At 63.0% G+C, this 26746-nt stretch carries 23 protein-coding genes and 1 tRNA gene; 9 read left to right on the top strand and 15 right to left on the bottom strand.

Features of this window, described 5'->3' with window-relative positions:
* Positions 1 to 32: 32 nt before the first annotated feature.
* From truB to B7X65_RS14370, 9 genes are all read right to left on the bottom strand, one after another.
* Positions 33 to 1073 (bottom strand): tRNA pseudouridine(55) synthase TruB, encoded by a 1041-nt coding sequence (truB, locus tag B7X65_RS14410; RefSeq protein WP_293594992.1) that lies wholly within the window; start codon positions 1071 to 1073, stop codon positions 33 to 35.
* Between the two features lie 89 nt (positions 1074 to 1162).
* On the bottom strand, positions 1163 to 1531 hold the full coding sequence (gene rbfA, locus B7X65_RS14405) for a 30S ribosome-binding factor RbfA (protein WP_077594385.1): 369 nt from the start codon (positions 1529 to 1531) through the stop codon (positions 1163 to 1165).
* A gap of 66 nt (positions 1532 to 1597) precedes the next feature.
* Positions 1598 to 4492, bottom strand: coding sequence for a translation initiation factor IF-2 (gene infB, locus B7X65_RS14400; RefSeq protein ID WP_293594991.1), 2895 nt, complete (start codon positions 4490 to 4492; stop codon positions 1598 to 1600).
* A 27-nt stretch (positions 4493 to 4519) separates the two neighbouring features.
* Positions 4520 to 6040 carry a transcription termination factor NusA gene (nusA, locus tag B7X65_RS14395; RefSeq protein WP_293594990.1) on the bottom strand — a complete coding sequence of 507 codons (1521 nt, stop codon included), beginning with the start codon at positions 6038 to 6040 and terminating at the stop codon, positions 4520 to 4522.
* A gap of 20 nt (positions 6041 to 6060) precedes the next feature.
* Positions 6061 to 6636 carry a ribosome maturation factor RimP gene (gene rimP, locus B7X65_RS14390; RefSeq protein ID WP_293594989.1) on the bottom strand — a complete coding sequence of 192 codons (576 nt, stop codon included), beginning with the start codon at positions 6634 to 6636 and terminating at the stop codon, positions 6061 to 6063.
* A 251-nt stretch (positions 6637 to 6887) separates the two neighbouring features.
* Entirely contained in the window at positions 6888 to 8696 is a 1809-nt protein-coding gene (locus B7X65_RS14385; protein WP_293594988.1) for an ABC transporter ATP-binding protein, read from the bottom strand.
* A complete protein-coding gene (locus tag B7X65_RS14380) occupies positions 8693 to 9739 on the bottom strand; it encodes an ABC transporter permease (protein ID WP_293594987.1) in 1047 nt (348 codons plus the stop codon). Before B7X65_RS14380 ends, B7X65_RS14385 begins: the two co-directional genes overlap by 4 nt.
* A 3-nt stretch (positions 9740 to 9742) precedes the next feature.
* The gene (gene yejB, locus B7X65_RS14375; RefSeq protein WP_293594986.1) at positions 9743 to 10777 is read right to left on the bottom strand and encodes a microcin C ABC transporter permease YejB; all 1035 of its coding nucleotides are present in this window, start codon (positions 10775 to 10777) and stop codon (positions 9743 to 9745) included.
* 46 nt (positions 10778 to 10823) lie between these two features.
* The gene (locus tag B7X65_RS14370; protein WP_293595129.1) at positions 10824 to 12605 is read right to left on the bottom strand and encodes an extracellular solute-binding protein; all 1782 of its coding nucleotides are present in this window, start codon (positions 12603 to 12605) and stop codon (positions 10824 to 10826) included.
* Positions 12606 to 12727: 122 nt separating this feature from the next.
* Here B7X65_RS14370 and fabI point away from each other — a divergent pair, with 122 nt between their 5' ends.
* Complete coding sequence (gene fabI, locus B7X65_RS14365) at positions 12728 to 13534, top strand: enoyl-ACP reductase FabI (RefSeq protein ID WP_293594985.1); 807 nt, start codon at positions 12728 to 12730, stop codon at positions 13532 to 13534.
* Positions 13535 to 13644: 110 nt separating this feature from the next.
* Here the strand turns inward: fabI and B7X65_RS14360 are convergent, their stop codons facing one another.
* Positions 13645 to 14385: a GNAT family N-acetyltransferase gene (locus B7X65_RS14360; protein ID WP_293594984.1), complete on the bottom strand. Its 741-nt coding sequence runs from the start codon at positions 14383 to 14385 to the stop codon at positions 13645 to 13647.
* A 184-nt stretch (positions 14386 to 14569) separates the two neighbouring features.
* On the opposite strand from B7X65_RS14360, the gene B7X65_RS14355 reads away from it, so the two are divergent.
* Positions 14570 to 15517 carry a DNA ligase gene (locus tag B7X65_RS14355; RefSeq protein ID WP_293594983.1) on the top strand — a complete coding sequence of 316 codons (948 nt, stop codon included), beginning with the start codon at positions 14570 to 14572 and terminating at the stop codon, positions 15515 to 15517.
* A gap of 38 nt (positions 15518 to 15555) precedes the next feature.
* On the opposite strand, the gene B7X65_RS14350 is transcribed toward B7X65_RS14355, so the two are convergent.
* Complete coding sequence (locus tag B7X65_RS14350; RefSeq protein WP_293594982.1) at positions 15556 to 17832, bottom strand: arginine/lysine/ornithine decarboxylase; 2277 nt, start codon at positions 17830 to 17832, stop codon at positions 15556 to 15558.
* 164 nt (positions 17833 to 17996) lie between these two features.
* Between B7X65_RS14350 and B7X65_RS14345 the strand changes: the two genes are divergently transcribed.
* The 4 genes from B7X65_RS14345 to B7X65_RS14330 all read left to right on the top strand — a co-directional run bounded on the left by B7X65_RS14345 (position 17997) and on the right by B7X65_RS14330 (position 19951).
* A complete protein-coding gene (locus tag B7X65_RS14345) occupies positions 17997 to 18434 on the top strand; it encodes an NfeD family protein (protein ID WP_324488028.1) in 438 nt (145 codons plus the stop codon).
* Positions 18435 to 18501: 67 nt separating this feature from the next.
* Positions 18502 to 19416 carry a stomatin-like protein gene (locus B7X65_RS14340; RefSeq protein WP_293594981.1) on the top strand — a complete coding sequence of 305 codons (915 nt, stop codon included), beginning with the start codon at positions 18502 to 18504 and terminating at the stop codon, positions 19414 to 19416.
* A 23-nt stretch (positions 19417 to 19439) separates the two neighbouring features.
* A complete protein-coding gene (locus B7X65_RS14335; RefSeq protein ID WP_293594980.1) occupies positions 19440 to 19814 on the top strand; it encodes a DUF2237 domain-containing protein in 375 nt (124 codons plus the stop codon).
* Positions 19815 to 19861: 47 nt separating this feature from the next.
* Positions 19862 to 19951, top strand: a tRNA-Ser gene (locus tag B7X65_RS14330).
* A gap of 230 nt (positions 19952 to 20181) precedes the next feature.
* Here B7X65_RS14330 and B7X65_RS14325 read toward each other — a convergent pair.
* The 4 genes from B7X65_RS14325 to B7X65_RS14310 all read right to left on the bottom strand — a co-directional run bounded on the left by B7X65_RS14325 (position 20182) and on the right by B7X65_RS14310 (position 23973).
* Positions 20182 to 21381, bottom strand: coding sequence for a branched-chain amino acid ABC transporter substrate-binding protein (locus tag B7X65_RS14325; RefSeq protein WP_293594979.1), 1200 nt, complete (start codon positions 21379 to 21381; stop codon positions 20182 to 20184).
* A gap of 347 nt (positions 21382 to 21728) precedes the next feature.
* Positions 21729 to 22043 (bottom strand): hypothetical protein, encoded by a 315-nt coding sequence (locus tag B7X65_RS14320; protein WP_293594978.1) that lies wholly within the window; start codon positions 22041 to 22043, stop codon positions 21729 to 21731.
* Entirely contained in the window at positions 22040 to 22474 is a 435-nt protein-coding gene (locus tag B7X65_RS14315) for a DNA polymerase III subunit chi (RefSeq protein WP_293594977.1), read from the bottom strand. Before B7X65_RS14315 ends, B7X65_RS14320 begins: the two co-directional genes overlap by 4 nt.
* Positions 22471 to 23973 (bottom strand): leucyl aminopeptidase, encoded by a 1503-nt coding sequence (locus B7X65_RS14310; RefSeq protein WP_293594976.1) that lies wholly within the window; start codon positions 23971 to 23973, stop codon positions 22471 to 22473. The genes B7X65_RS14315 and B7X65_RS14310 overlap by 4 nt, the downstream gene beginning before the upstream one ends.
* 68 nt (positions 23974 to 24041) lie before the next feature.
* Here B7X65_RS14310 and lptF point away from each other — a divergent pair, with 68 nt between their 5' ends.
* Genes lptF through B7X65_RS14295 form a run of 3 tightly spaced genes read left to right on the top strand, consistent with a single transcriptional unit; the run spans position 24042 to position 26682 of the window.
* A complete protein-coding gene (gene lptF, locus B7X65_RS14305; protein WP_293594975.1) occupies positions 24042 to 25169 on the top strand; it encodes an LPS export ABC transporter permease LptF in 1128 nt (375 codons plus the stop codon).
* Positions 25166 to 26320 carry an LPS export ABC transporter permease LptG gene (gene lptG / locus B7X65_RS14300; protein ID WP_293594974.1) on the top strand — a complete coding sequence of 385 codons (1155 nt, stop codon included), beginning with the start codon at positions 25166 to 25168 and terminating at the stop codon, positions 26318 to 26320. The genes lptF and lptG overlap by 4 nt, the downstream gene beginning before the upstream one ends.
* Positions 26320 to 26682, top strand: coding sequence for a CbiX/SirB N-terminal domain-containing protein (locus B7X65_RS14295; protein WP_293594973.1), 363 nt, complete (start codon positions 26320 to 26322; stop codon positions 26680 to 26682). Before lptG ends, B7X65_RS14295 begins: the two co-directional genes overlap by 1 nt.
* Positions 26683 to 26746 lie beyond the last annotated feature (64 nt).

Raw genomic sequence — 26746 nt, 5'->3', positions numbered from 1 at the left:
TCGCTTTCTAAAAACTTCAATTCGGTGGCTGGTTAATGGGCCAATGCGGCAGGTGCCGCAGGGCTGGAAGCAAGGGACGCGCTGGCAAGCAGCATGTCCTGAATTTCAATCGGGCTGAGCAGGCGCCCGGGGATCAACTCATCGGCGGTGACATGGGCCGAGCCCAAAAAGGCCGGCGGCTCAGTTGCCTGTCCTGAGCCCGTCGAAGGGCCGTAGACCTGCACCATCGCGCTGTCCGGCCCCCACTGGCCCGGACTGCCGCGGCGCCGCAGGCCGCTCAGGAACCGCCCTGCATCATCGGCGCTCAATGTGACAGATGGAAAGGCAGCCACCAGCGACTGCACTGGCAGCAGGCAGGCTTCGCGTTCAGTCTCGCTCATGGCTTCGAGCGCCGGCAGGCTCACGCACTGGCTGTCGGTGTAGCCGCCGGTCTCCAGGCGCCGCAGCGAGCCGAGATGGGCGCCGCAGCCGATGGCCTCGCCAATGTCTTCACCGAGCGTTCGGATGTAGGTGCCTTTGCTGCACGATACTATTATTTTGATAGCTGCCGGCGCCCGTGGATCCTGGGCTGGAGCCATTTCCAGCTTGTAAATGGTGACATGGCGCGCGTCCCGTTCGACTTCCTCGCCCTTGCGCGCGTATTCGTAAAGCGCCTTGCCGTCTTTTTTCAGGGCCGAATACATGGGCGGCACCTGGGTTTGCGCACCGGTGAAGCGGCGCGTCAGGTCGGCCAGCAGTTCGGGCGTGATGGCCGGCACCGGCCGGGTCTCGATCACATCGCCTTCGGCGTCGGCGGTGCTGGTTTTCTGGCCCAGCAGCAGCACGGCCTCATAAGTCTTGTCGGCGTCAAGCTGCAGCTGGCTGAACTTGGTGGCCGCCCCGAAACACAGGGGCAACACGCCGGTGGCCAGCGGGTCCAGCGTGCCGGTGTGGCCGGCCTTGTCGGCACGCAACAGCCATTTGGCCTTCTGCAAAGCCTGATTGCTCGACAGGCCCAGCGGCTTGTCGAGCAGCAGCACGCCGTGCACGGGACGTCGCTGTATCTTTTGGCGATGAGGAGTAGTTTGCGTCATAAATTCCGACAGGCTCAGCGCACGGCCTGGCCGCGCACTCTGTTGGCACCGTTGTCCCTGAACCTGTCATCAAGGGAAACGGCGCGAACTCAGTCGTCCTGGGCGCGGGAGGAAACCGCCTTGGCAATCAGGGCGTTCATGTCGGCCGCACGCTCCGTGGTGCGGTCAAACTGGAAATGCAGGGTCGGCACCGTGTGGATCATCAGCTTCTTGAACAGGCCGTTGCGCAGAAAACCCGCGGCCTGGTTCAGCGCTGTTTCGCACTCTTTCGGGTCGCCGATCAGCACGCTGAAAAACACCTTGGCATGTGCATAGTCCGGCGTCACCTCGACAGCCTGGATCGTCACCATCCCGACCCGCGGGTCTTTGAGTTCGCGCGCGATCAGCTCCGTCAGATCGCGCTGGATCTGGTCGGCGACGCGAAAACCGCGATTCGGGGTGGATGATTTTTTACGCATACAAAATATTGGGACTTGTGGCGGCTGGCCCCGTGAAGCGCCAGCCGCAAGGCAGTCTTAAGGTCTTCAGGCCTCCAGCGTCCTGGCCACTTCACGGATTTCAAAGAACTCCAGCATGTCGCCAACCTGGATGTCGTTGTAACCCTTGACGTTCAAGCCGCACTCGAAGCCTTCCTTGACCTCTTTGGCATCGTCCTTGAAACGCTTGAGCGAGTCGAGTTCACCGGTGAAGATGACGATGTTTTCGCGCAGCAGGCGCAGACGCGCGCTGCGGCGAACCACACCGGCGGTGACCATACAGCCGGCAATCGAGCCGATCTTGCTGACCTTGAACACCTGACGAATCTCGGCCGTACCGATGACTTCTTCCTTCTTGTCCGGCGTCAGCATGCCCGACATCGCGGCGCGCAATTCGTCCACCGCATCGTAAATGATGTTGTAGTAACGAAGGTCCACGCCGTTGTTTTCGGCCAGCTTGCGGGCCTGGGCATCGGCGCGGGTGTTGAACCCGATCACCACGGCCTTGGAGGCGATGGCCAGATTGACGTCGGACTCGGAAATGCCGCCGACACCGGAGTACACCAGCTGTACCTTGACCTCGTCGGTCGAGAGCTTGAGCAGCGACTGGGCCAGCGCTTCCTGCGAACCCTGCACATCGGCCTTGATGATGATGGGCAACATCTTGACTTCGCCGGCGCCGATGTCGGAGAACATGTTCTCCAGCTTGGCAGCCTGCTGCTTGGCCAGCTTGGTGTTGCGGAACTTGCCGGCCCGGTAGGTGGCGATTTCACGGGCGCGACGTTCGTCGAGCATGACCATGAATTCATCCCCGGCCTGCGGCACTTCCGTCAGACCCTGGATTTCCACCGGAATCGACGGACCGGCCGTCTTGATCGGCTTGCCGTTTTCGTCCAGCATGGCGCGCACGCGGCCAAAGGTCGAACCGGCCAGCACCACGTCGCCGGCCTTGAGCGTGCCGGACTGAACCAGCACGGTCGCCACCGGGCCGCGGCCCTTGTCGAGACGGGCTTCAATCACCAGGCCCTTGGCCAGCGCATCCACCGGCGCCTTCAGTTCAAGCACCTCGGCCTGCAGCAGCACCTGCTCGAGCAGGGCATCGATGCCGGCGCCGGTATGGGCCGACACGCCGACAAAGGGCACGTCGCCGCCGAACTCTTCGGGAATCACTTCTTCAGTGACCAGCTCGCCCTTGACGCGCTCCATGTTGATGCCCGGCTTGTCGATCTTGTTGATCGCCACGACGATGGGCACTCCGGCCGCTTTCGCATGCTTGATGGCTTCCTTGGTCTGCGGCATGACGCCGTCGTCGGCTGCCACCACCAGAATCACGATGTCGGTCGCCTGGGCGCCACGGGCACGCATGGCGGTAAACGCCTCGTGACCCGGCGTGTCCAGGAAGGACACCATGCCGCGCGGTGTTTCCACGTGGTAGGCACCGATGTGCTGGGTGATGCCGCCGGCTTCGCCGGACGCCACCTTGGCGCGGCGAATGTAGTCGAGCAGCGAGGTCTTGCCGTGGTCGACGTGGCCCATGACGGTCACGACCGGTGCGCGTGGCAGCAACTCGGCCTGCTGGCCCTGGACATCCTCGTCGGCAAAAGCCTCCGGATCGTCCAGCGAAGCCGTCACCGCCTTGTGGCCCATCTCTTCCACGACAATCATCGCGGTGTCCTGGTCCAGCGGCTGGTTGATGGTGACCATCTGGCCCAGCTTCATCAGGTGTTTGATGACCTCGGAGGACTTCACGCTCATCTTGTGGGCGAGTTCGGCGACCGTGATGGTCTCCGGCACATGCACCTCGATGACCTTGAACTCGGTCGGTGCCACAAAGGTGGACTCGGAACGCGAATCGCGGTCCGAACTGCGACGGCCGCGCGGGCCGCCACGGAAATTGCCGCGACCCGGCACGACTGGCGCGCCGCGGGTCTTGATCTCGCCTTTTTTCTTGGCTGCGTCGTCTTTCCAGGTCGAAGACAGGTTCTCCGACTTGACTTCCTTCTTGCCTGCAGCACCCGCCACGGCGCCCGGCGCTGCCGGTTTCGCGGCACCCGGCGCGACGGCCGGCTTGTGCAGCGTACCCTTGATGACGGCTTTGGGGTCGACGTGGGGCACCAGAACGCGCTTGGGCGCATTCATCATGGCGCGAATGCCGGCGGCCTCCGCCTCGGCTTTCTTGCGGCGGTCCTGCAGGTCCTGCGCTTTCACGGCGTCGGCCTGGAACTCTGCGGTGGCCTTGGCCTTGGCGGCCGCCTGGGCGGCACTGGCGTCAGCAGCTTTCGAAGCGGCCAGAGCCACAGCGACGCTGTCCGGCTCGGCAGGTGCCGGTGCAGCCTTGGCGGCAGGAATGATTTTGCCGATGGTTGGTTTTTCCACCTTCTTCGCAGCCTCGGCGGCTTGCGCAGCAGCCAGCGCATTTTGCTCGGCGGCCTGACGCTCGTTTTCAAGGGCCTGGTCCCTGGCATCCTGCTCTTCACGCAGGCGGCGTTTTTCCGACAGCTCTTCTTCCTGGCGGCGCAGCAGTTCGGCATGGCGGCTGGCTTCTTCCTCGCGGCGAACCAGCTCGGCATCGTCAATCGCCGGCACTTCCGGGGCGGCAACCGGCACGGCCACTTCTTCGACGGGCTGGTCAGAACCTTCGTCGCGCTTGATGAAGGTGCGTTTCTTGCGCACCTCGACCTGGATGGTCCGGGCGCGCCCGGTGGCATCGGCCTGCTTGATTTCGGTGGTCGATTTCTTGACCAGCGTGATTTTCTTGCGCTCGGCACTGGCCGTGCCGTGGGCCGCCTGCAGATAGCTCAGCAGTTTCTGCTTGTCGGCCTCTGACAGGGGATCCGTGGCCTGCGCCTTGGCAACACCGGCACTGGTCAATTGCTCGATCAGGGTGGCGGTGGGTTTATTCAGTTCAGCTGCGAATTCAGCGACGGTAGTGGTACTGGACATATGTTTTTTTCCTGCTGGCCTCCATGATCATTGCTCTTGGGCCGTTGCCGGCGCGGCGGGCTCTGCAGCCTCATCGGTAAACCAATGCGCGCGCGCGGTCATGATCAGGGCTTTGGCCTCGTCCGCAGACTGGCCGGTGATATCGGTTAGTTCGTCGACGGCCAGATCGGCCAGGTCGTCACGGGTGCTCACACCCGCATCGGTCAATTTCGCAATCAGTTCGGGCGTCAGGCCTTCGACATCGCGCAGGTTCTGCGAAACACCTTCGACGTTTTCTTCCCGGGCGATTTCCATCGTCAGCAGGGCATCCTTGGCACGCGTACGCAGTTCGTTGACCGTGTCTTCATCGAAGGACTCGATCTCCAGCATCTCCTGCAGCGGCACATAGGCGACTTCTTCCAGGCTGGTGAAGCCTTCGGAGATCAGGATGTCGGCGATTTCCTCGTCCACATCGAGCTTTTCCATGAACAGCTTGCGGCTGGTGTCGGTTTCGGTGGCCTGCTTTTCAGCGGACTCGTCGGCCGTCATGATGTTGATCTTCCAGCCGGTCAGCTCGGCGGCAAGGCGCACATTCTGGCCACCACGGCCGATCGAGATGGCGAGGTTTTCCTCGTCCACCACGACATCCATGGCGTGACGCTCTTCGTCCACCACGATGGATGACACATTGGCCGGGGCCAGCGCGCCGATCACGAACTGGGCCGGGTCCTCGCTCCACAGCACGATGTCGACGCGTTCGCCGGCGAGTTCGTTGGTCACGCCGTTGACACGGGTGCCGCGCACACCGACGCAGGTGCCGATCGGGTCAACACGCTTGTCATGCGACAGCACGGCTATCTTGGCGCGCGAACCGGGGTCGCGGGCGCAGGATTTGATCTCCAGCAGACCCTGCTCGATCTCGGGCACTTCCTGGCGGAACAGCTCGATCATGAACTCGGGCGCGGTACGCGACAGGATGATGGGCGCGCCGCGCAGGGTGTTGTCGACTTCCATGATCATGGCGCGAACGCGGTCACCGGAGCGCAGGTTTTCCTTCGGAATCATGTCGCTGCGGCGCAGGCGGCCTTCAACGCGGCCGGATTCGACAATGATGTCGCCCTTGTCCATGCGCTTGACGGTGCCGACAAAAATCTTCTCGCCACGCGACATGAAGTCGTTGAGCAGCATCTCGCGCTCGGCGTCGCGGATTTTCTGCAGGATGACCTGTTTGGCCGCTTGCGCGCCAATGCGGCCGATCGGCAGGCTTTCAACCGGCTTTTCGATGTAGTCGCCTTCTTCGATGTCCGCAATCTCGTCGCGCGCATCGCTGACCAGCTCTTCGGCTTCCGGGTTTTGCAGGCCGGCTTCGTCAGGCACCACCAGCCAGCGGCGGAAGGTTTCATAGTTGCCGCTATCGCGGTCCACCACCACGCGAATGTCCACACCGTCTGCGTACACCTTTTTCGTGGCCGAGGCGAGCGCAAGCTCGACCGCGCCAAAGACGACGTCACGTTCAACATTTTTCTCACGCGATATGGCATCAACCAACATCAACAGTTCGCGATTCATTTCACAAGCCTGCCTTTCTTTTATATCTCTGTGGCGGGTGCGCTTTTCGGCCTGCGCCCCTTGAAGTCAACAACGGGCGCCAGACGCGCCTGCACTATTTCATCCAGCGTGAAACCCAGCGCCTGCAGCGGTGCGGGAATCCTCTTCTTGCTTACCTTTTGCCCGGGTTTGACGGCGGGCTCTTCGCTCCACACAATCTGCCACCCGGATGCCGCACGCTCGAGCGTGCCGCGAAATTTCTTCCGGCTGGCCGACACCCCGGACCCGGCCGCAGCCACCGCACCGATGGGCGCCTTGAGCGTGAGGTCGATCAACTCGCCGGCAAAGCGCTCGAAATCCTTTTCGCTGCGCAAGGGCCGGTCTATGCCCGGCGAGCTCACCTCGAGCCGGGAATACGCTGTACCTTCCACTTCCAGCACAAACTGCAGCTGGCGCGTGACTTTTTCGCAGTCTTCCGCATTGATGAACTGCTCGGCACCCTGAACATACGGCTGGTCAATCGTCACGCGCAGCAAACCACCGGCGGTACGCTCGATGTCCACCAGCTCGTAACCCAGTCCCGTGACTGTTTGCTCAATCGTCTCGTGTAATGCCATTCAGTTCTAAAAAAGCAGCTTCGTAAAAGTCAGGGTTGCAAAAACAAACGCCCAAAAAAAATGGGCGGTGAAAACCCGCCCATTTGGTCGTGAAGCGCATATTGTAACCTGCTGCTGACGCCTGTGCAAGCAGTTTACATGCCGGGGCGCCCTACCCGCCGCCGCCCTTGCGCAGGCCCCATCGGGCAAGCATCCGCAAATTCCGGAAAAGCAGCGAAATCAGCAAAAAGACTCAATTGACAAAATCCGCGTCAGCCTTGTGCCGCCACCAGGGTCTGCGTGTAAGGATGCCGCGGCCGCTCCAGCACCTCCTCCACGCTGCCGGCTTCCAGCACTTCGCCGTCCTTGAGCACCATGACCTGATGCGCCATGGCCCGGATCACGTCCACGTCGTGGGTGATCAGCAGATAGCTCAGGCCGCGCTCGCGCTGGAGTTTTTGCAGCAGCTGGAGCACCTGTTTCTGGATGGTCACGTCCAGGGCGCTGGTCGGTTCGTCCAGTACCAGCAATTGGGGCTGGATGATCAGGGCCCGGGCAATCGCCAGCCGCTGGCGTTGTCCGCCCGAAAACTCATGCGGGTAACGCTGCAGCAGGCCGGGGAAATACTGCCCCCGCGCGCCCTCACTGCGTGTAGCTTGCTGCCCACCAAGGGGGTGCTTTTCGTCTTGGGGCGGCCCGGCGACGAAACTCTGCGCCTCGCCCATGCCCACGTCCGCCAGCGCCTGCAGCACCCGCTCACGCCGCTGGCCGGCAGACAGCCCCGGCTCGTGAACGCGCAGGCCTTCACCGACGATTTCCTCGACCGTCATGCGCGGCGACAGCGAGGAAAACGGGTCCTGAAACACCACCTGCACCGCTCGGCGGATACGTTTGTTGCTGGCAGCATCGCCGCTCCAGGCCTGGCCCGCCGCCAGCAGCTGCCCCTGGTGCGGATGCAGACCCAGCGCGGCCAGGGCCAGCGTGGATTTGCCCGACCCGGACTCCCCGATCACCCCCAGGGTCTGGCCGGCGGGAACCTGGAAACTGGCGCCATGGAGGGCCACAAACTCGCCCTTGCGAAACCAGCCGCGCACCCCGGGAATCGGCAGCGGATACGTCACCCGCAGATCCCGGGCCTGCAGGACGGCGGCAGCAGCAGGATCGGCCCGGCCCTCCACCACGTCGCGTGCCGGCCGGCTGTCTATCAGTTTGCGGGTGTAGGCATGCTGCGGCTGGTCGAACACCTGCGCCACCGGCCCGGTCTCCACAATGCGTCCGTCCTCCATCACGGCAATGCGGTCGGCAAAGCGCCGCACCAGGTTCAGGTCGTGGGTGATCAGGAGCACCGCCATGCCGTTGCGCTGCTGCAGCCCGGTCAGCAGGTCCAGGATCTGCGTGCGCAGCGTGACATCCAGCGCCGTCGTGGGTTCGTCGGCCAGCAGCAGTTTGGGCTGGCAGGCCAGCGCCATGGCAATCATGGCGCGCTGGCGTTGGCCCCCCGACAACTGGTGCGGGTAGGAGCCGGCACGCCGGGCGGCCTCGGGGATGCCGGTATCCGCTAGCAATTTGATAGCTGCCTGCGCAGATTCGGCGGTGGTCAGAGCCTTTTTCAGCTGCAAGACTTCGGCGATCTGCTCACCCACGGTGAACAGCGGGTTCAGGGCCGTCATCGGCTCCTGGAAAATCATCGCGATGTCCTGGCCGCGGATACCGCGCAAGGCCCGCTCGGGCAGGGACAGCAGGTCGACAGCCCCGTCATGTCCGGCGAAGGTCGCCTTGCCACTGATGGCAGCGTTCTGCACGAGGCGCAGCAGACTCAGTGCGGTGACGGTTTTTCCGGAGCCCGACTCGCCGACCAGCGCGAGTTTTTCCCCGGGCTGGATGGAAAAATCGATGCCGCGCACCACTTCCTTGCCGGCGAAGGACACGCGCAGATTGTTGACCTCCAGAAGGCAGGACACGTCCGTGCCGGGCGTGGAGGTCGTGGAGGCCGTCGAACGCAGCGAAGGGCCGCCCCGAGCAAGTTCAGCCCCCTCGGGGGGCAGCGACGACACGTCAGTGCGGAGCGTGGGGGCCGTCATTTGTCCGCTTTCCGGGGGTCCAGCGCATCCCGCAACGCATCCCCCATGAAGGTCAGCAGCAGCAGGGTCATCACCAGCACCGCGAAGGTCGACAGCGAAATCCACCAGGCGTCGATGTTGGCCTTGCCCTGGTTCAGCAACTCGCCCAGCGAGGGTGTGCCGGGCGGCACGCCCAGGCCCAGAAAATCAAGCGAGGTCAGCGCCAGAATCGCCGCGCTCATGCGAAAAGGCAGAAAGGTGACCACCGGCGTCAGGCTGTTGGGCAGGATGTGGCGCCACATGATCTGCAGGTTGCCGACGCCCAGTGCGCGCGCAGCGCGCACATAGTCCATCTGGCGGTTGCGCAGAAACTCGGCGCGCACGTAGTCGGACAGGCCCATCCAGCCGAACAGGCTGAGCAGGAGCAGCAGCACGGCCACGCTGGGCGCAAAAATCGCGCTGAAAATGATCAGGAGGTACAACTCGGGCATGGAGCCCCAGATTTCGATGAAACGCTGGAAGGCCAGGTCGGTCTTGCCGCCCACATACCCCTGCACCGCCCCGGTGATGATGCCGACCACTACACCGATCAGCGTCAGCGCCAGCCCGAACAGCACGCTGAGGCGGAAACCGTAGATCAGCTGGGCCAGCAGGTCGCGCCCGCGGTCGTCGGTGCCGAAGATGTTGTCGCGCGACGGCGCCGACGGATTGGGCTCCTTCGCAAAATAGTTGATGGTGCGCGGGCCGTAGGGATTGAGCGGATAAACCGACCAGTTGTCCCCTTCCCTGAGTTTGGCGCGGACAAAGGGGTCGAGGTAGTCCGTCGGTGTATCGAAGTCCCCGCCAAAGGTCTTTTCCGAATAGTCCCGGACCAGCGGAAAGTAGAACGCCCCCTCGTACCGCACCAGCAGCGGCCTGTCGTTGGACAACACCTCGGCAAAGAGGCTCAGTACCACCAGCACGCAGAAAATCACCAGACTGCGGTAGCCCAGCTTGTTGCGCCGGAAGCGCTGCCAGGCGCGTCTGGACGGCGATACGGAAAGGGGCGAGGCAGGGATCGTCATGAATCAATCAAACTTCACGCGGGGATCAACCCAGACATAACAAAGGTCCGAGACCAGCTTGGTCAGCAGGCCGATCAGCGTGAACAGGTACAGCGTGCCCAGCACCACCGGGTAGTCGCGCCGGATCACGCTTTCATAACTGAGCAGGCCCAGGCCATCGAGCGAAAACAGGGTTTCGATCAGCAGCGAACCGGTGAAAAAGGCGCCGATGAAGGCCGACGGAAACCCCGTGATGATGGGGATCAGCGCATTGCGAAACACGTGTTTCCAGAGCACCTGGCGCTCGGACAGGCCTTTGGCCCGCGCCGTCAGCACGTACTGCTTGCGGATTTCCTCGAGAAATGAGTTTTTGGTCAATACCGCCGTGACCGCAAAACTGCCCAGCACCATGGCCGTGACCGGCAAGGTGATGTGCCACAGGTAGTCGGTGATGCGCGCGCCCCAGCTCAGGGTCTCCCAGTTCGACGAGGTCAGCCCGCGCAAGGGAAACCACTGCAGCTGCCCGCCAAAAATCACGAGCAACGCCACGCCCAGCACAAAGCCGGGAATGGCGTAACCGATCAGCACGATCAGCGTGGTGACGAAGTCAAAACGCGAACCCGCGCGCACCGCCTTGGCCACACCGAGCGGCACTGCGATCAGGTAGCTGATGAAAAAAGTCCACAGCCCGAGGCTGATGGACACCGGCAGCTTTTCCTTGACCAGTTGCCAGACGTCCTTGTGCTGGTAAAAACTTTTCCCGAGGTCAAACCGCGCGAACTGCCCGAGCATCTGGAAAAACCGCTCGTGCACGGGTTTGTCAAAGCCGTACAGCGCCCTGATTTCCTCGATGCGCTGCGCGTCCAGGCCCTGACGCCCGCGGTAACCGGACCCGGTGGCCGCCGCCCGCTCACCGCCAGAATCACGCCCCTGCAACTGCGCCACCATCTGCTCGACCGGGCCGCCGGGCACGAACTGCACCATGGCAAAGGTCAGCAGCAGCACCCCCAGCAGGGTGGGAATCATCAACAGCAGGCGTTTGAGGATGTAGCTGGCCATGGTTATGCAGCGGACAGCGAATGCATGAAGTGAAGAGCGTGGAGGGTCATTTGTTCGTGCTCGAAGCCCACCAGGTGCTCATGGCCCAGGTGTCGGCCTGGTAATACGGCGGAATCGTCGCCGGCAACACAAACGGCGCAGGCCGGTAACCGATCAGGAAGGCGTCGCCGTAATACTGCGGCACCGAGTAAAAACCGTGCGTCAGCACCCGGTCCAGCGCACGCATGGCGGCGGCCAGCTCGGGCCTGGTTTTGGCTGTCACTACCTTTTGCAGCAAGGCATCAACCGCCGGATCGGCAATGCCCCAGACATTGGACGAGCCTGGCGTTTTTGCCGCCTCGGATCCGAAACGCTCCAGCAACTCGCTACCCGGTGCGGTCGAGCCCGGCAGGCGCAACGTCGTGACCTCGAAGTCGAACGCGTCCATCTTCTGCTTGGACAGGGAAAAATCCACAACCCGGTAAGTCATGGTGATGCCGAGCTTTTCCAGCGCTTTCTGGAAGGGCCCGACGATGCGCACCAGCGAGGGCTGGTCGTTGAGGAACTCCATCGTGAAGGCCTCGCCTTTGGCATTGCGCAACGCGCCATCGCGGTAGGTCCAGCCGGCTTCGCGCAGCAGCGCCTGGGCCTGACGCAGGTTCTGCCGCAGGCTGCCCGGCGGCGTGGTGGCGGGAGCCACCGGCACCGCGCCAAACACCGCAGGGCTGAGCCTGGCGCGCAGCGGCTCCAGCAACGCCAGCTCGTCGGGCTTGGGCAGCCCCTCGGCATGAAATTCACTGTTCGGGAAATAGCCGTTGACGCGTTTGTAGATGCCGTAGAACAGCTGGCGGTTCATCCACTCGAAGTCCATGGCCAGCCCGATGGCGCGCCGCACGCGCACGTCCTGGAATTTTTCCTTGCGCAGGTTGAACACATACCCCTGGAAGTCGCCGGGGTTGCGGTTCTCGAAAGCCCGCTTGACGAGTTCGCCCGAGGTGAACTGCTTGCCGGTGTACTGGCGGGCCCAGTTGCGCGAGATGAACTCGCGCATGAAGTCGTATTCACCGGCTTTCAGCCCTTCAAAACGCGAGGTTTCGTCGAGGTAGATCTTGAAGGTGATGCGATCGAAGTTGAACTGACCCTTGCGGCTGGGCAGCTCGGCGCCCCAGTAGGCCGGGTCGCGGACATAGGTGATGTCGCGCCCCATGGCCAGGCTGGCGGGCTTGTAGGGGCCGGAGCCTATCGGCAGGTCGGACACGATGCGGTCAAACGGTTTGCCGCCGCCCCAGGCGCGGCTGAACACCGGCATGCCGCCCACGACCAGCGGCAACTCGGGGTTGGGCACTGCGAAATCGAAACGCACCACCCGTTCGGAGAGCACCTGCGCACCCTTGACCTCGGCATAAATGCTGCGGTATTGCGGCGCGGCCAGCTTGCCGGTCAACTGCGTGAACGAATGCAGAACATCAGCGGCCAGCACCGGCGAGCCGTCCTGAAAGCGCGCCTTGGGATGCAGGCGGAAGGTCGCCGACAGCCGGTCCGGCGCCACCGCGACGTCGTCGGCCAGCAACCCGTAGGCGGTGGTCGGCTCCTCGGCATTGCCGGTCAGCAGGCTCTCTATCATCAGCATGCCGATGCCGTAAGGCGCCGTGCCGCGCAGCGTGAAGGGGTTGAACTTGTCGAAGTTGGTGGGCCGGGTCGGCGGCACCATGCGGATCTCGCCGCCCTTGGGCGCGGCGGGGTTGACGTAATCGAAGTGGGTGAAGCCCGGCGGGTACTTGATGTCGCCGAACTGCGCATAGGCGTGGGCAGCCCAGGACGCCGGAGCCAGGCAGACCAGAACGGCCATCGTCAAGGCCCGCAAAAACGACAAATCCCGCATGCGACAATTCTGCACTACTTAAGTTGGCAAGGAGCGCATGCACGCAGCGCGCCCTTTGCCCATTTCCTCGCACACACTGGAGCACAAGCATGGGCACACCCACGGGATTTCTCACCGGCAAAAAACTGTTGATCACGGGCGTCCTGTCCAACCGGTCCATCGCTTACGGCATTGCCAAGGCCTGCCATGCTCAGGGCGCCGAACTGGCCTTCAGCTACGTGGGTGAACGTTTCAAGGACCGCATCACCGAATTTGCCGCCGACTTCGACTCCACGCTGATTTTTGACTGCGATGTCGGCGACGATGCGCAGATTGCCGCCCTGTTTGCCGACCTGACCAAGACCTGGCCGACCTTTGACGGCTTTGTGCACAGCATAGGCTACGCACCACGCGAGGCGATCGCGGGGGATTTCCTCGAAGGCCTGACACGCGAGGGTTTCAAGATTGCCCACGACATCAGCGCCTACAGTTTTCCGGCCATGGCCAAGGCCGCCCTGCCCCACCTCAACCCCAAGTCGGCCCTGCTGACCCTGACCTATCTGGGCGCCCAGCGCACCATCCCCAACTACAACACCATGGGCCTGGCCAAGGCCAGCCTGGAAGCCAGCGTGCGTTACCTGGCCGAATCGCTGGGCCCCAAAGGCATGCGCGTCAACGGCATCAGCGCCGGCCCGATCAAGACCCTGGCGGCCAGCGGCATCAAGGACTTCGGCAAGCTGCTGGGCATGGTGGCCGCCGCCTCGCCGCTGCGGCGCAACGTCACCATCGAGGATGTGGGCAACGTGGCCGCCTTTCTGCTGTCTGACCTGGCTTCCGGCGTCACCGCCGAAATCACCTATGTGGATGGCGGTTTCAGCCACACGGCCGGCATCGGCCGCGAGACCGAGGCGAGCTGAACCGGCTCGGGGTTCCATCCCGGGTTTGGAGTCAAATATGGCCTGAGCCCCCGATCCACGGGCGCCAGCAGCTATATAAAAGTGAGCATCATGGGGCCCGCGCCGGCGGGTCAGGCCCGGCGCCAGTACTCATACGTCCACGCTGTTCCAAAGCCCGCGCGCCGGTACAGCGCCTGCGCGGCGGTGTTGCCGGCTTCAACCTGCAAAAACACCCGCGCCATGCCCCGCGCCAGCGCAGCGTCCGCCAGTCCTGCCAGCACTCGTCCGGCGAGACCCTGGCCGCGGTGACCTGCGGCGGTGCGCATGCCGTGCACGCTGACCCAGCCATGACCAAAAGCCGCCACCCCGCCCGCGAGCACCTGGCCGTCTTCACGAACGCTGGCATACACCGAGCCCTGCGCCCGGCCCAATGCCCTGACCCGGCAGGCGCCGTCCACCGGATCAAAACCCTCGCCCAGGAAAAGCGCCGTCCAGGCCGCATCCGGCGCAGCATGGACCTCGGCGCTCGCCTGCGATGACACCTCGCGCATGCGCGCCACCGTGCCCAGCTGCACCAGCGTGGGTTTGTCGGCGCCGTAACCGCGCTGGCGCAGTTCATGGCGCAAGCCGTCAAAACAGGCGTCGATGGCCAGGCGAAACACCGCCGGAAGACCCCGCGCCGCGTAATACGCCTCGATGCGGCCCAGCACGCCCGGGTCGGTGTCCATATGCTGCAGCGGCACGGCACTTCTGGCACGGCCTATGGTTCCGTGATCAACAGGCAACAGCCAGCCCTCCCGCTCCTCCACGGTTTCGGGGGCCACGGCGGCCAGGGTGGCCTGTTCTATGGAAGCAACATCTTTGGCGTTCATGAATGAAGTGTGTACCGGTTCAGACTTGCAGCAAGCCCGTGCTCGACCGCACAATCGTCAGGCGCAGGCCAAAAAAGCGGGCAAAACAGGGAAAACGGGAAAAGGCCAATACTACTATTTTGATAGCTGACTCCGCCCTTTCCTCGGGCGCTTGCGGCATGAATCATGCAATAAATCCACCGACATGACGGCAGCTCCACCACCCACCCTCACTCTGACTCTCACGATCACCCGCGCGAGCGGCGCTTTCCTTCGCATCTGCGCGCTGCCCTGGCTGCTGGCGTTGACGGCCCTGCTGGCGCCTGCCCTTCCCGCCGCGGCGGCCGGCAACAGCCCGCCACTGATGCTGGCCAATGTCTACCACCCCGGCATCGTGCTGCAGGAGTACTGGGTCAGTGAAAAACTCGACGGCGTGCGGGGCTACTGGGACGGCGAAAAGCTGCTGACCCGCGGCGGCGAACGCGTCGCCGCCCCGGCCTGGTTCACCGCGGGCTGGCCCAGGCAGCCCCTGGACGGCGAGTTGTGGGCCGGCCGGGGTCAATTCTCCAAAGCGGTGTCCACCGTGCGCCAGCAAACACCGGACGACGCCGCGTGGCGCGCCATGCGTTTCATGGTGTTCGATCTGCCCACGCAGGCAGGGACCTTCACCGAGCGGATTCCGGCCCTCCATGGGGTGGTCAGCCGCATCGACCAGCCCTGGGTGCAGGCGGTTGCGCAGTCCCGGGTGGCCAGCCATGCCGAACTCCAGCGCCTGCTGGCCAAAACCGTCAGGCTGGGCGGCGAAGGGCTGATGCTGCACCGCGGCGCCTCGCTCTACCAGGGCCTGCGCAATGACGACCTGCTCAAGGTCAAGACGCACGAGGACGCGGAAGCCCGCGTGCTGGCCCAGTTGCCGGGCCAGGGCAAACATGCCGCGGCCCTGGGCGCCTTGCTGGTCGAGACGGTGGGCCCGGACGGCCTGCCGGGCAAGCGCTTCAAGCTGGGCACCGGTTTCAGTGATGAACAGCGGCGCCACCCGCCGCCTGTGGGCAACATCGTCACCTACCGCTTTCGCGGCCTGAATGACAGCGGTATTCCGCGCTTTGCGAGTTTCCTGCGGGTTCGGGAGGACATGGCGCCAGCACGGCCCTGAGCGCCGCTGCGCCGGCCGGCAGGCCGGTCGCGCCCTGATTACTCTTTCACGCAGTCGGCGTAATAGTGCTTCTTGCCGTCGGCATCTTCGATTTCGACCAGACCGTGAATGTCGGTCTCGAAACCCGGGCACTGCGCGTTGAACTCGCGCGAGAACTTCAGATAGTCGACGATCTTCTTGTTGAATACTTCGCCGGGAATCAAGAGCGGAATGCCGGGCGGATAAGGCGTGACCAACCCCACCGTGATGCGGCCCTCGAGCTTGTCGATCTCGACGCGTTCGGTCTTGTGCAGCGCGATGTGCGCGTAGGCGTCGCTGGGTTTCATGGCCGGAGTGAGGTCGCTCAGGTACATGTCGGTGGTCAGGCGCGCAATGTCGTACTTGGCGTAGAGCGCGTGGATGTGCTGGCACAGGTCGGCCAGACCCATTTTTTCGTAACGCGGGTACTTCTGACAGAACTCCGGGAGGATGCGCCACATCGGCTGGTTCTTGGCGTAGTCGTCCTTGAACTGCTGCAGCGCGGTCAGCATGCTGTTCCAGCGGCCCTTGGTGATGCCGATGGTGAACATGATGAAAAAGCTGTAGAGACCGGTTTTCTCGACCACCACGCCGTGTTCGGACAGGAACTTGGTCACGATGCTGGCCGGAATGCCGGTCTTGGCGAACTTGCCGTTCAGGTCCATGCCGGGTGTGACCACGGTGGACTTGATCGGATCCAGCATGTTGAAGCCGGTCGCCATCTTGCCGAAACCGTGCCAGTTGACACCGGCCTTCGCGTTCTTGGACTCGCCCTTGATGATCCAGTCATCCGAGCGGCCAATGCCCTCGTCCACCAGCTTCTCGGGGCCCCAGACCTTGAACCACCAGTCGTCGCCGTATTCCTCATCGACCTTGCGCATCGCGCGGCGGAAATCCAGCGCCTCGGCAATGCTTTCCTCGACCAGCGCGGTGCCGCCGGGCGGCTCCATCATGGCCGCGGCCACGTCGCAGCTGGCGATGATGCTGTACTGCGGGCTGGTACTGGTGTGCATCAGGTAGGCCTCGTTGAAGAGGTGCCTGTCGAGCTTGACGGTCTGCGAATCCTGCACCAGCACGTGGCTGGCCTGGCTGATGCCGGCCAGCAGCTTGTGGATGGACTGCGTGGCATACACCATGGCCTGCTTGGGCCGCGCGCGTTTTTTTCCCATCGCGTGGTAGCTGCCGTAAAACGGGTGGAAGGCCGCGTGCGGCAACCAGGCCTCGTCGAAATGCAGGTTCTCGACATAACCGTCAAGCATGCCCTTGATGGTTTCGGTGTTGTACAGCACGCCGTCGTAGGTGGACTGGGTGATGGTCAGCACACGCGGCTTGACCTTCTTGGCGTCCACGCCCTTGAGCAGCGGGTTGGCCTTGATCTTGGCCTGGATGGACGCCGGCTCGAACTCTTCCTTCGGAATCGGGCCGATGATGCCGAAATGGTTGCGCGTCGGCTTGAGGAACACCGGAATCGAGCCGGTCATGATGATCGCGTGCAGGATGGACTTGTGGCAGTTGCGGTCCACCACCACCACATCGCCGGGCGCCACGGTATGGTGCCAGACCATCTTGTTCGAGGTGGACGTGCCATTGGTCACGAAAAAGCAGTGGTCGGCATTGAAGATGCGGGCGGCATTGCGCTCCGAGGCGCCCACCGGGCCGTCGTGGTCCAGCAACTGGCCCAGCTCCTCGACCGCGTTGCAGACGTCGGCGCGCAGCATGTTTTCACCAAAAAACTGGTGGAACATCTGGCCGACCGGGCTTTTCAGGAAAGCCACGCCCCCGGAATGCCCCGGGCAATGCCAGGAATACGAACCGTCTTCGGCGTAGTCGAGCAACGCCTTGAAAAACGGCGGCTGCACGCCCTCTAGGTAACTCTTGGCCTCACGGATGATGTGGCGCGCCACGAACTCGGGCGTGTCCTCGAACATGTGGATGAACCCGTGCAGTTCGCGCAGGATGTCATTGGGGATGTGGCGCGAGGTCTTGGTCTCGCCATACACGTAGATCGGCACATCCAGGTTCTTGCGCCGCACTTCCTCGATGAAGTGGCGCAGGTTCAGCACCGCGGGGTCCAGATCCGGCCCCGGCGTGAACTCTTCGTCGTCAATCGACAAAATGAAGGCGCTCGCACGGCTTTGCTGCTGCGCAAACTGCGACAGGTCACCGTAGCTGGTCACGCCCAGCACCTCGAAACCCTCGGTTTCTATGGCTTGCGCCAGCGCGCGAATGCCCAGCCCGGAGGTGTTTTCGGAGCGGAAGTCTTCGTCAATGATGACGATGGGAAAGCGGAATTTCATCAAAAGGCCTTTGCCTGGAGCTGCCAAAAAAAACGGATCAGGGCCGAAGTGTAAGGATATTTGGTGAAGGCAGAGTCGGTCCGGCCTTTGAAGCGCCCGGTTAAGCTTGCCAAGGGGCTTTTGTGGCTCAAAATGTGGCTTTTAGGAAACTAAGGAAACGCGACATGACAAGCTTGGCCGATTCGACGATTTGGTGGCTGCTGGCCGGTGGCGCCGTGGCGCTGGAGCTGGTCACGGGGACGTTTTACCTGCTGATGCTGGCCGTCGGCATGACGGCTGCGGCCCTGGCGGCCCATCTGGGGGCCTCCGTCATGGTGCAGATTGTGGTTGCGGCCGTGGTCGGCGGCGGCGCCGTGGTGGCCTGGCACTGGAAACGCAGCAAAAGCCCCAGGCCCGCCCAGGCCAATGCCAACCGGGACGTGCAGATGGACATCGGCGAGACCGTGCATGTGCAGCAGTGGAACGACGATGCCACCGCCACTGTGAAATACCGCGGTGCCCAATGGACGGTGGAGCTCGCCGACCATGACGCCGCACCCCAGCCCGGCCTCTTCAAGGTCAGAAAACTCAACGGCAACCGCCTGGTGGTCGGCAAACTGTGAGAAAGTGCACGGTCTGATGCCCGGCAGCTGATGCTGCCCCTGTTTTTTGTTTTTTACGGAGAAACTCATGGAAATTGCACTCGTCATCCTGGTGATTGCCGTCATTTTTATCGCGCGCAGCATCAAGGTCGTGCCCCAACAAAACTCGTGGGTGGTCGAGAGACTGGGCAAATACCACGCCAGCCTGACACCGGGCCTCAATTTCCTGATCCCCTTCATTGACCGCGTGGCCTACAAGCACTCGCTCAAGGAAATCCCGCTCGACGTTCCCAGCCAGGTCTGCATCACGCGCGACAACACCCAGTTGCAGGTCGACGGCATCCTGTATTTCCAGGTCACCGACCCGATGCGCGCCAGCTACGGCTCATCGAACTACATCGTGGCCGTCACCCAGCTGGCCCAGACCTCGCTGCGCAGCGTCATCGGCAAGCTTGAGCTCGACAAAACCTTCGAGGAACGCGACATCATCAACGCCCAGGTCGTGGCCGCCATCGACGAGGCCGCGCTGAACTGGGGTGTCAAGGTGCTGCGTTACGAGATCAAGGACCTGACACCACCCAAGGAAATCCTGCACGCCATGCAGTCGCAGATCACCGCCGAACGTGAAAAACGCGCGCTGATTGCCGCCTCCGAAGGCCGCCGCCAGGAACAGATCAACATCGCCACCGGTGAGCGCGAGGCCTTTATCGCCCGCTCCGAAGGCGAAAAACTCGCCGCCATCAACAACGCGCAGGGTGAAGCGGCCGCGATCACCGCAGTGGCAGACGCCACCGCCCAGGCCATCGAACGTATTGCCGCCTCGATCCGCCAGCCCGGCGGTGAAATGGCCGTGCAGCTCAAGGTTGCCGAAAAGGCCGTGGAAGCCTACTCCCGCGTCGCGGCCGACGCCAAGACCACGCTGATTGTTCCCAGCAACATGACCGAAGTCTCGGCCCTGATCACCTCGGCCATGACCATGGTGCAGTCCACCCGGGCCGCCTGATCAGCATCGCAGAAGGCACCCACATGAGCGCCATGAACGTACTCGGTACGGAGCTGGTCCCCTGCTCCTACGACCCGCTGACCGGTTATTTCCGCGACGGCTGTTGCAACACCGACGAGTCCGACTCGGGTTCGCACCTCGTCTGCGTCAAGGTGACCAGCGACTTCCTGGCGTTTTCGGTAGCCAAAGGCAACGACTTGGTGACCCCGCGGCCCGAGTACCGCTTTGCGGGGCTCAAGCCCGGCGACCGGTGGTGCCTGTGCGCCAACCGCTGGCGCGAGGCACTGGAAGCCGGCTTTGCGCCGCCCGTGGTTCTGGAGTCCACCCACCTCAGGGCGCTGGAGTTCGTGACACGCGCGCAACTGGAAAAACACCGCTTTCGCAGCGCGCTTCACTGATCAGCGCCATCTTCCGTGCCGCGCACTGCTACAATGTGAGGCTTCGCGGAAAGGTGGATGAGCGGTTTAAGTCACACGCCTGGAAAGCGTGCGTGGGGTTATACCCACCGCGGGTTCGAATCCCGCCCTTTCCGCCAAAAGTATAGTTGCCGTGAGTTTTCCACACGGCAGTAAAAGCTCCTGAAAGCCCAGCTTGTCTGGGCTTTTTTGTGCCTGTCATTTTCCTGATTTCCGCATAGAGCTCCGCACACCGGCCCCCGTCTGGGCACCGCGCACGGTGACGGCCACCGCAGACAACTTCCTGTCACCGCGTTGAAGCAAAAAAAAAGCCACCTTGCGGTGGCTTTTTTGCTGGGGGCAGGAAAACTTATTCCAGGGCCGTTTTCTTGCCGTCCTTGTAGGTGTACAAGGTAATGGACGGGTTCTTCAGTTCGCCGTTAGGCAGGAACTCGATGGTGGTGGTCACGCCCTTGAAGCTGGTTTTGAGCAGCTCGGGGATGTAGACCTTCGGCTCGCTCGAGTTGGCGCGTTTCATCGCGTCGACCAGCACGAAGGTCGCGTCATAGGTGTACGGGCTGTAGACCTGGAACTGGTTCGGGTACTTCTCGTCGTAGCGCTTCTTCCACTCGACGCCGCCAGGCATCTTGGCCAGGGATGCGCCGCCTTCGGCACAAATCACGTTGCTCAGGGTCTTGGCGCCAGCAGCGAGTTTGGCAATCTCGGAGGTGCAGATGCCGTCGCCGCCGAAGTACTTGACCTTGCTCATGCCCAGCTGTTCCATCTGGCGCAGCATCGGGCCGGCTTGCGGGTCCATGCCACCGTAGAACACGGCGTCAGGGCTCTTGGCCTTGATGGCGGTCAGGATGGCCATGAAGTCGGTGGCCTTGTCGGTGGTGAACTGCTCGTCAACCACGGTCATGCCCTTTTCCTTGGCAGTCTTCTTGAAGATGTCGGCAACACCCTGGCCGTAAGCGGAACGGTCGTCGATGACGGCCACTTTCTTCAGCTTGAGCGTATCGGCGGCATAAAACGCCAGGCCGGCACCCAGGGCCAGATCGTTGGCAATGATGCGGTAGGTGGTGTTGTAGCCTGGCTTGGTCAGGTCAGGGTTGGTGGCGGCACCAGTGACGTGAGGGATGCCGCAGTCGTTGTAGACCTTGGAGGCAGGAATGGTCGTGCCCGAGTTGAGGTGACCGACCACACCGGCGACTTTGGAGTCGCACAGTTTTTGTGCGGCAGCCGTGCCCTGTTTCGGATCAGCAGCATCATCTTCAGCGACGATTTCGAAGGTGGCCTTCTTGCCGCCGATCATGACGCCCTGTTTGTTCAGGTCCTCAATGGCCATGCGGACGCCATTTTCATTGTCTTTGCCGTAATGGGCCTGCGCGCCGGAAGTCGGGGCGACGTGACCGATCTTGACAACGAGCGTATCACCGGCGGGTGCGGGAGCCGCAGCGACCGGGGCAGCAGGTGCAGGTGCAGTGGCGGCCGGCGCAGCTTCTTCTTTTTTGCCGCAGGCAACAACCAACATGGCGGCCAAAGCGACCGCAGTCCATTTCATTTGCATAAATACACTCCAATTAGGAAATTACCGTTAATGGTTGAGAACTGATTTTTTTACTCAACAGCCACGAACATAACGCAATTTCCGCGCCCGCACCATAGCAAGCAGCCCTAGTGTTGCGCTATGGAGGTGGAGTAAGAAACGAAATTGACCTGCTATTAGCGAATCTAATAAAGGGCGAGAAGCAGCCCCGTCACAAGCGGTAACGCGGGCTGCCCGACATGGCCAGTCATCGGCAAGAACCGCCCGCCTGAGGCAAAGACGTCACCCAAATGCAGCCGTCTCAGGTATTTTTCACCACCTCGAAGAAGCCGCCCGCATGAACATGGAAAGCCAAGGGCGCAGCCAGTTCAGGGCTTGTCCGGCAGCTGGCTGGCCAGTTCCTGTTCAAAGGCCTGGTTGACCGACTGCCGCACCACGATCTCGATTTCGTCCCTGAGGCTGGGCGCCAGTTCCTGGGTGTGCTCCAGCACCAGACGGCCCACGGTTTCGCGCAGCAGCCGGTCCAGCGTCAAATCGACGCGCTGCATCACGCGATGCACCATCTGCTCCTGAAAGTGCTGCATGTCCATTGCCGCGGGAGCGGGCCGGCCCCCGGGCGCGGCGGCCTGGGGCTGCACCACTTCCGTCAGCGTGGGCACAAATCGGGGTGGCGGGCGGTTCATGTTGCGCCCGCGCTGGCCAGATCGTGCCGCTTCATGGCATAACCGCGGTCGGCGTAATGCTTCCAGCGGCTGCGGGCGGCCGCGCGGTCGTCGTCGGCCAGGGTGACGAGTTCGATGAAGCGCTCGAAACGCTCAAACCCGGCCGGCACCCGGTGCCCGAGGTTGACCAGCACCTCATGGTGGGGACAGGCCTCCAGCGATCCGGCCAGCACCACCGGCGTGGCAGACACGGTGGACGGGGTGGCGCTCAGGTGGCAATGCGGCACAAACTCCAGCGGGGAAAAGGTCCAGAGCAACTGGTCGAGCCGGGCCAGCATGTCCGGCTCGGCCGTCACCACCACACGCGCGCCGCTGCCCCAGGCCTTGCGCAGCAGCCGGCAGCTGTAGGCCAGCTTGTCCGGCACGTTGAAATGAAAAGCAACTTCCGTCATGCGCGTGACCGGGCTCCCACCTTGGGGGAACGGGTTTTGGCTGGCGCCCTGGCCGGCTGAACCTGGCTCAGCAAAAAGTCGACCAGCAGGGGCACGGGCCGGCCGGTTGCGCCTTTGGCGGCACCGCTTTTCCAGGCCGTGCCGGCAATGTCCAGGTGCGCCCAGGGGAACTTGCCGGCAAAACGCTGCAGAAACTTGGCCGCGGTGATGGCGCCGCCAGCACGTCCGGCGACGTTGGCCACGTCCGCGAAATGGGTTTTCAGCCCGTCGGCGTATTCGTCGTCGAGCGGCATGCGCCAGCACAGATCGAGCGAGCTGTCGCCGGCCGCGGCCAGGGCCTGGGCCAGCGCGTCGTCACTGGAGAACATGCCGCTGCGCACGCCGCCCAGCGCAATCACACAGGCGCCGGTCAGGGTGGCAATGTCCACCACGGCGCGCGGCTTCAGGCGTTCGGCATACGTCAGCGCATCACACAACACCAGCCGCCCTTCGGCGTCGGTGTTGAGGATTTCGATGGTCTGCCCGCTCATGCTGGTCACCACATCGCCGGGCTTGATGGCGCGGCCATCGGGCATGTTTTCGCAGGCCGGAATCAGGCCCACCACATTGAGCGCGGGCTGCAGTTCGGCCAGCGCGCGGAAGGTACCGAGCACACTGGCCGCGCCACCCATGTCGTATTTCATCTCGTCCATCTCGGCGGCAGGCTTGATGGAAATGCCGCCTGTGTCAAAAGTGATGCCCTTGCCGATCAGCACCACCGGCGCTTCGGCCTTGGCGCCGCCGTCATAACGCAGCACGATGAACCGCAGGGGTTCTTCCGAGCCCTGGGCAACGGCCATGAACGAGCCCATGCCGAGTTTGGCGACCTCTTTGGGGCCCAGCACCTCCACCTTGATTCCGGGCAGTTTCCCGAGCTCCCTGGCGGCCTGGGCAAGCATCGTCGGCGTCGCGTGGTTGGCCGGCCGGTTGGCCCACTCCTTGGCAAGTGCGAGGCCCGTGGCCAGCCCGACGCCCTTGTCGAAGCCGGCACGGCTGGCCGCCAGCGAGGAGACGGCCACCAGCACCTGCTTGAGTTTTTGCTCGGCCGGCTTTGATTTGGTGGTGCTGTAAAGGTAGGCGGCATCGGCGCAGGCCAGCACGGCGGCTCGCACGGCTTCCTGACCGGCCTGCGGCAGTGCGCAGAGGCTGAGCAGCACCCGCCGCGCATTGGTGTTTTTCAGCGCGACCATCGCCGCGTGCACCGCCGTCCGGATACTTTTGGCGCTGCCGTCGCCGGCGCCTGCCAGCAGCACCCGCGTGGCCGCGATTCCCGCGGGCCGGTAGGCGCTGAGCAGCTTGCCTGCCTTGTTTTCAAAGTCCCCTGCTTTCAGGGCCAACGTCACCATTTTCGACACCGCGTCGGTGCCGGCGCTCATCTCGCCGGCCACCAGCACGATCAGGGCATCACATTTTTCGGCACAAATTCGGGCGGGGGTCAGGGTTTTGAGTTCAAAGTCCATAATCGAGGGTTAGGCGTCACAAGTGCAAAGTGCAGTTGTCGGTTGTTGTTAAGGGCAAGTTTCAGTCAATGTTATTCCAATCCTCGATCCGCAAAGAGCTGGCACGCAGTTTTGGGGCCACCCTTGTGGTTTTGATGACCATTGTGATCACCATCATCCTGATCCGCACGCTCGGGCAGGCCTCGCGCGGCAGCGTCAACCCGCAGGACGTGATGCTGGTCATGGGTTACTCGGCCCTGGGCCGCATGCCGATCATCCTGACGCTGTCCCTGTTTGTGGCCATGGTCAGCACCCTCTCACGCATGTACCGCGACAGCGAGATGGTCGTCTGGTTTGTCAGCGGCCGCGGCCTGGGCTTTTTTCTCGTGCCGCTGTTCCGCTTCGCCTGGCCGGTGCTGCTGGTGATCACGCTGATGTCGGTGTTTGTCTGGCCCTGGTCCAACCAGCAGACCCAGGAGGTGCGGGACCGGTACGAGCAGCGCGGCGACCTGGAACGGGTCTCCCCGGGCCAGTTCCAGGAGTCGTCCAGCGGCAACCGGGTCTTTTTCATCGACCGCGAGACCACCCAGGAAAAAGTCAGCAACAACGTTTTCATCGCCTCGACCGAAAAAGGCAAGAATTCGGTGACCACCGCCAGTTCCGGCCGCATTGAGACGGTAGGCAAGGACCAGATGCTGCTGCTCGACAACGGCCAGCGGCTTGAAAGCGAGATCGGCAAGTCGGCCCTGAAGATCACCGAGTTTGCGGAATACGGCAGCAAGGCCGGCGACAGCCCGCTGCTCAACGGGGCCAACATCCCCGAAAAATCCAAGTCCACCCGCGAACTGCTGAAATCGCCCACGCGGATCAACCAGGGCGAACTGGCCTGGCGCCTGGGCATGGCGCTGGCCGCGATCAATTTTGTCGTGATTGCGCTGGCGCTGGCCAGCGTCAACCCGCGCGCCGGGCGCAGTGGCAACCTGATTTTTGTGCTGTTCACCTTTGTCGTTTATCACAACCTGCTGAACCTGGGTCAGAGCTGGATCAGCGTGGGCGCGGCCAATTTCGCCGGCTTTGTGCTGGCCCTGCACGGCGGCGCCCTGTTGCTGGCGCTGGGCTGGTTGTCCAAGCGTCACCTGAACTGGACCTTCAAGGGCGCCATGAGCCGGCAGCGCAAGCGGCAGGCCAGCCGGCAGGCGGGCAAGGTGGCCGCATGAAGACCATACGCCGCCTGATTTACGGCGAGGTGCTGGCCTCCATTGCTTTTGTGGCCGTCGGATTTCTGGCGCTGTTTTTCTTTTTCGACCTGGTCGATGAGCTGCAGTACCTGGGAAAAAATGCGGCAGGCGTCGTCAGTTCCGACGCCAACACTTACCAGATCCGCCATGCGCTGCTGTATGTGGCGCTGCTGATTCCCAGCCACCTGTACGAGCTGGTGCCCATCTCGGTGCTGATCGGCACCATTTTCGTGATGGCCCGGCTGGCGCAGAGTTCGGAATACACCATCTTGCGCACCAGCGGCCTGGAACCCTGGCGGGCCTTGCGCCTGCTGCTGACCCTGGGGGCGATTTTCGTCGTGCTCTGTTTCGCCATCGGCGACTATGTGGCCCCAGCCGCCGACCGTGCCGCCCAGTTGCTCAAGGCGCGTTACCAGGGCCGCATCACCATCGGCCAGACCGGGGCGTGGCTCAAGGAAAAACAGGCCTACAACAGCTACGTGGTCAACGTCGGCGCCCTGTCCGCCGACAACGAAATGCAGGCCGTGCGGGTTTTCGAGTTCGACAACAAGGGGCTGCTGGTGTCCATCACGCAATCGGCCATCGCCCGGTTTGCGTCCGACGACTCCTGGCAGCTCGAAAACGGTACCCGGACCGAATTCACCGTACAGCCGGGACAGGCCTCGAGCAGCGGTGCCGGGCGTGAAACGGCCAAAATAAGCATCAACAAGATCGCCCAGTTCCGCTGGCCCACCGGGATCAGCGCAGAGATGGTCTCGGTTGCCGTGCTCAAGCCGGAACGCATGAGCACGATCGACCTGTTCGCCTACATCCGCCACCTCAACGCCAACGGCCAGACCGCCCAGCGTTACGAAATCGAGTTCTGGAAAAAGGTGTTTTACCCGCTGAGCTGCCTGGTGATGGTGGTGCTGGCCCTGCCGTTTGCCTACCTGCACTTTCGCAGCGGCGGCATCGCCGGTTATGTGTTCGGCGGCGTGATGATCGGCATCAGCTTTTTCCTGCTCAACAACGTGTTCGGCTACATCGGCAACCTGCAGAACTGGCAACCCTGGCTGGCGGCCGCTGCGCCCGGCCTGCTCTACACCGCCATTTCGCTGGGTGCCTTCGGCTGGCTGGTCCTGAGACGCTGATGGCCCGGCAAGGCATTGTCCTGTTTGCGCACGGCTCGCGCGACCCCCTCTGGCGCCTGCCCATCGAGGCGGTGGCCGAGGCGATCCGTGCGCGCGACCCCGACGCCCTGGTCTGCTGCGCCTACCTCGAGTTGTGCACGCCGGACCTGGCCCAGGCCGCTACCGATTTGATAGCTGCCGGCGCAAGCACAATAAAGGTTTTCCCGCTTTTTCTCGGTGTAGGAAAACACGCGCGGGAAGACCTGCCGCTGCTGCTGGCACAAGTTCGCGCCCAGCACCCGGACCTGCCGGTGACCCTGATGCAGACGGCTGGCGAGCACCCCCAGCTGACGGCACTGATGGCCGATATAGCCCTGTCCTGAACCGGGGGCGTGAGCTTTTTTTTTAAGCGCTGCCCGAGAGTTCTTAGGTTGAAACGGCATAATG

Origin of the sequence: Polaromonas sp. 39-63-25 (genome assembly GCF_002278925.1) — a bacterium.
Classification (GTDB): Bacteria; Pseudomonadota; Gammaproteobacteria; order Burkholderiales; family Burkholderiaceae_C; genus Polaromonas.
This window is presented reverse-complemented; position numbering and strand designations above follow the sequence as displayed.

What these genes read in the sequence shown, in the direction of transcription:
- B7X65_RS14315 (WP_293594977.1), bottom strand. Translation starts at nt 22,474, where the DNA reads ATGACGGAAGTTGCTTTTCATTTCAACGTGCCGGACAAGCTGGCCTAC.
- rbfA (WP_077594385.1), bottom strand. Translation starts at nt 1,531, where the DNA reads ATGCGTAAAAAATCATCCACCCCGAATCGCGGTTTTCGCGTCGCCGAC.
- B7X65_RS14385 (WP_293594988.1), bottom strand. Translation starts at nt 8,696, where the DNA reads ATGACGGCCCCCACGCTCCGCACTGACGTGTCGTCGCTGCCCCCCGAG.
- B7X65_RS14340 (WP_293594981.1), top strand. Translation starts at nt 18,502, where the DNA reads ATGGAAATTGCACTCGTCATCCTGGTGATTGCCGTCATTTTTATCGCG.
- nusA (WP_293594990.1), bottom strand. Translation starts at nt 6,040, where the DNA reads ATGAATCGCGAACTGTTGATGTTGGTTGATGCCATATCGCGTGAGAAA.
- B7X65_RS14350 (WP_293594982.1), bottom strand. Translation starts at nt 17,832, where the DNA reads ATGAAATTCCGCTTTCCCATCGTCATCATTGACGAAGACTTCCGCTCC.
- B7X65_RS14335 (WP_293594980.1), top strand. Translation starts at nt 19,440, where the DNA reads ATGAGCGCCATGAACGTACTCGGTACGGAGCTGGTCCCCTGCTCCTAC.
- B7X65_RS14370 (WP_293595129.1), bottom strand. Translation starts at nt 12,605, where the DNA reads ATGGCCGTTCTGGTCTGCCTGGCTCCGGCGTCCTGGGCTGCCCACGCC.
- fabI (WP_293594985.1), top strand. Translation starts at nt 12,728, where the DNA reads ATGGGCACACCCACGGGATTTCTCACCGGCAAAAAACTGTTGATCACG.
- lptF (WP_293594975.1), top strand. Translation starts at nt 24,042, where the DNA reads ATGTTATTCCAATCCTCGATCCGCAAAGAGCTGGCACGCAGTTTTGGG.
- B7X65_RS14345 (WP_324488028.1), top strand. Translation starts at nt 17,997, where the DNA reads ATGACAAGCTTGGCCGATTCGACGATTTGGTGGCTGCTGGCCGGTGGC.
- yejB (WP_293594986.1), bottom strand. Translation starts at nt 10,777, where the DNA reads ATGGCCAGCTACATCCTCAAACGCCTGCTGTTGATGATTCCCACCCTG.
- B7X65_RS14295 (WP_293594973.1), top strand. Translation starts at nt 26,320, where the DNA reads ATGGCCCGGCAAGGCATTGTCCTGTTTGCGCACGGCTCGCGCGACCCC.
- infB (WP_293594991.1), bottom strand. Translation starts at nt 4,492, where the DNA reads ATGTCCAGTACCACTACCGTCGCTGAATTCGCAGCTGAACTGAATAAA.
- B7X65_RS14320 (WP_293594978.1), bottom strand. Translation starts at nt 22,043, where the DNA reads ATGAACCGCCCGCCACCCCGATTTGTGCCCACGCTGACGGAAGTGGTG.
- B7X65_RS14310 (WP_293594976.1), bottom strand. Translation starts at nt 23,973, where the DNA reads ATGGACTTTGAACTCAAAACCCTGACCCCCGCCCGAATTTGTGCCGAA.
- B7X65_RS14360 (WP_293594984.1), bottom strand. Translation starts at nt 14,385, where the DNA reads ATGAACGCCAAAGATGTTGCTTCCATAGAACAGGCCACCCTGGCCGCC.
- B7X65_RS14355 (WP_293594983.1), top strand. Translation starts at nt 14,570, where the DNA reads ATGACGGCAGCTCCACCACCCACCCTCACTCTGACTCTCACGATCACC.
- rimP (WP_293594989.1), bottom strand. Translation starts at nt 6,636, where the DNA reads ATGGCATTACACGAGACGATTGAGCAAACAGTCACGGGACTGGGTTAC.
- truB (WP_293594992.1), bottom strand. Translation starts at nt 1,073, where the DNA reads ATGACGCAAACTACTCCTCATCGCCAAAAGATACAGCGACGTCCCGTG.
- B7X65_RS14325 (WP_293594979.1), bottom strand. Translation starts at nt 21,381, where the DNA reads ATGCAAATGAAATGGACTGCGGTCGCTTTGGCCGCCATGTTGGTTGTT.
- B7X65_RS14380 (WP_293594987.1), bottom strand. Translation starts at nt 9,739, where the DNA reads ATGACGATCCCTGCCTCGCCCCTTTCCGTATCGCCGTCCAGACGCGCC.
- lptG (WP_293594974.1), top strand. Translation starts at nt 25,166, where the DNA reads ATGAAGACCATACGCCGCCTGATTTACGGCGAGGTGCTGGCCTCCATT.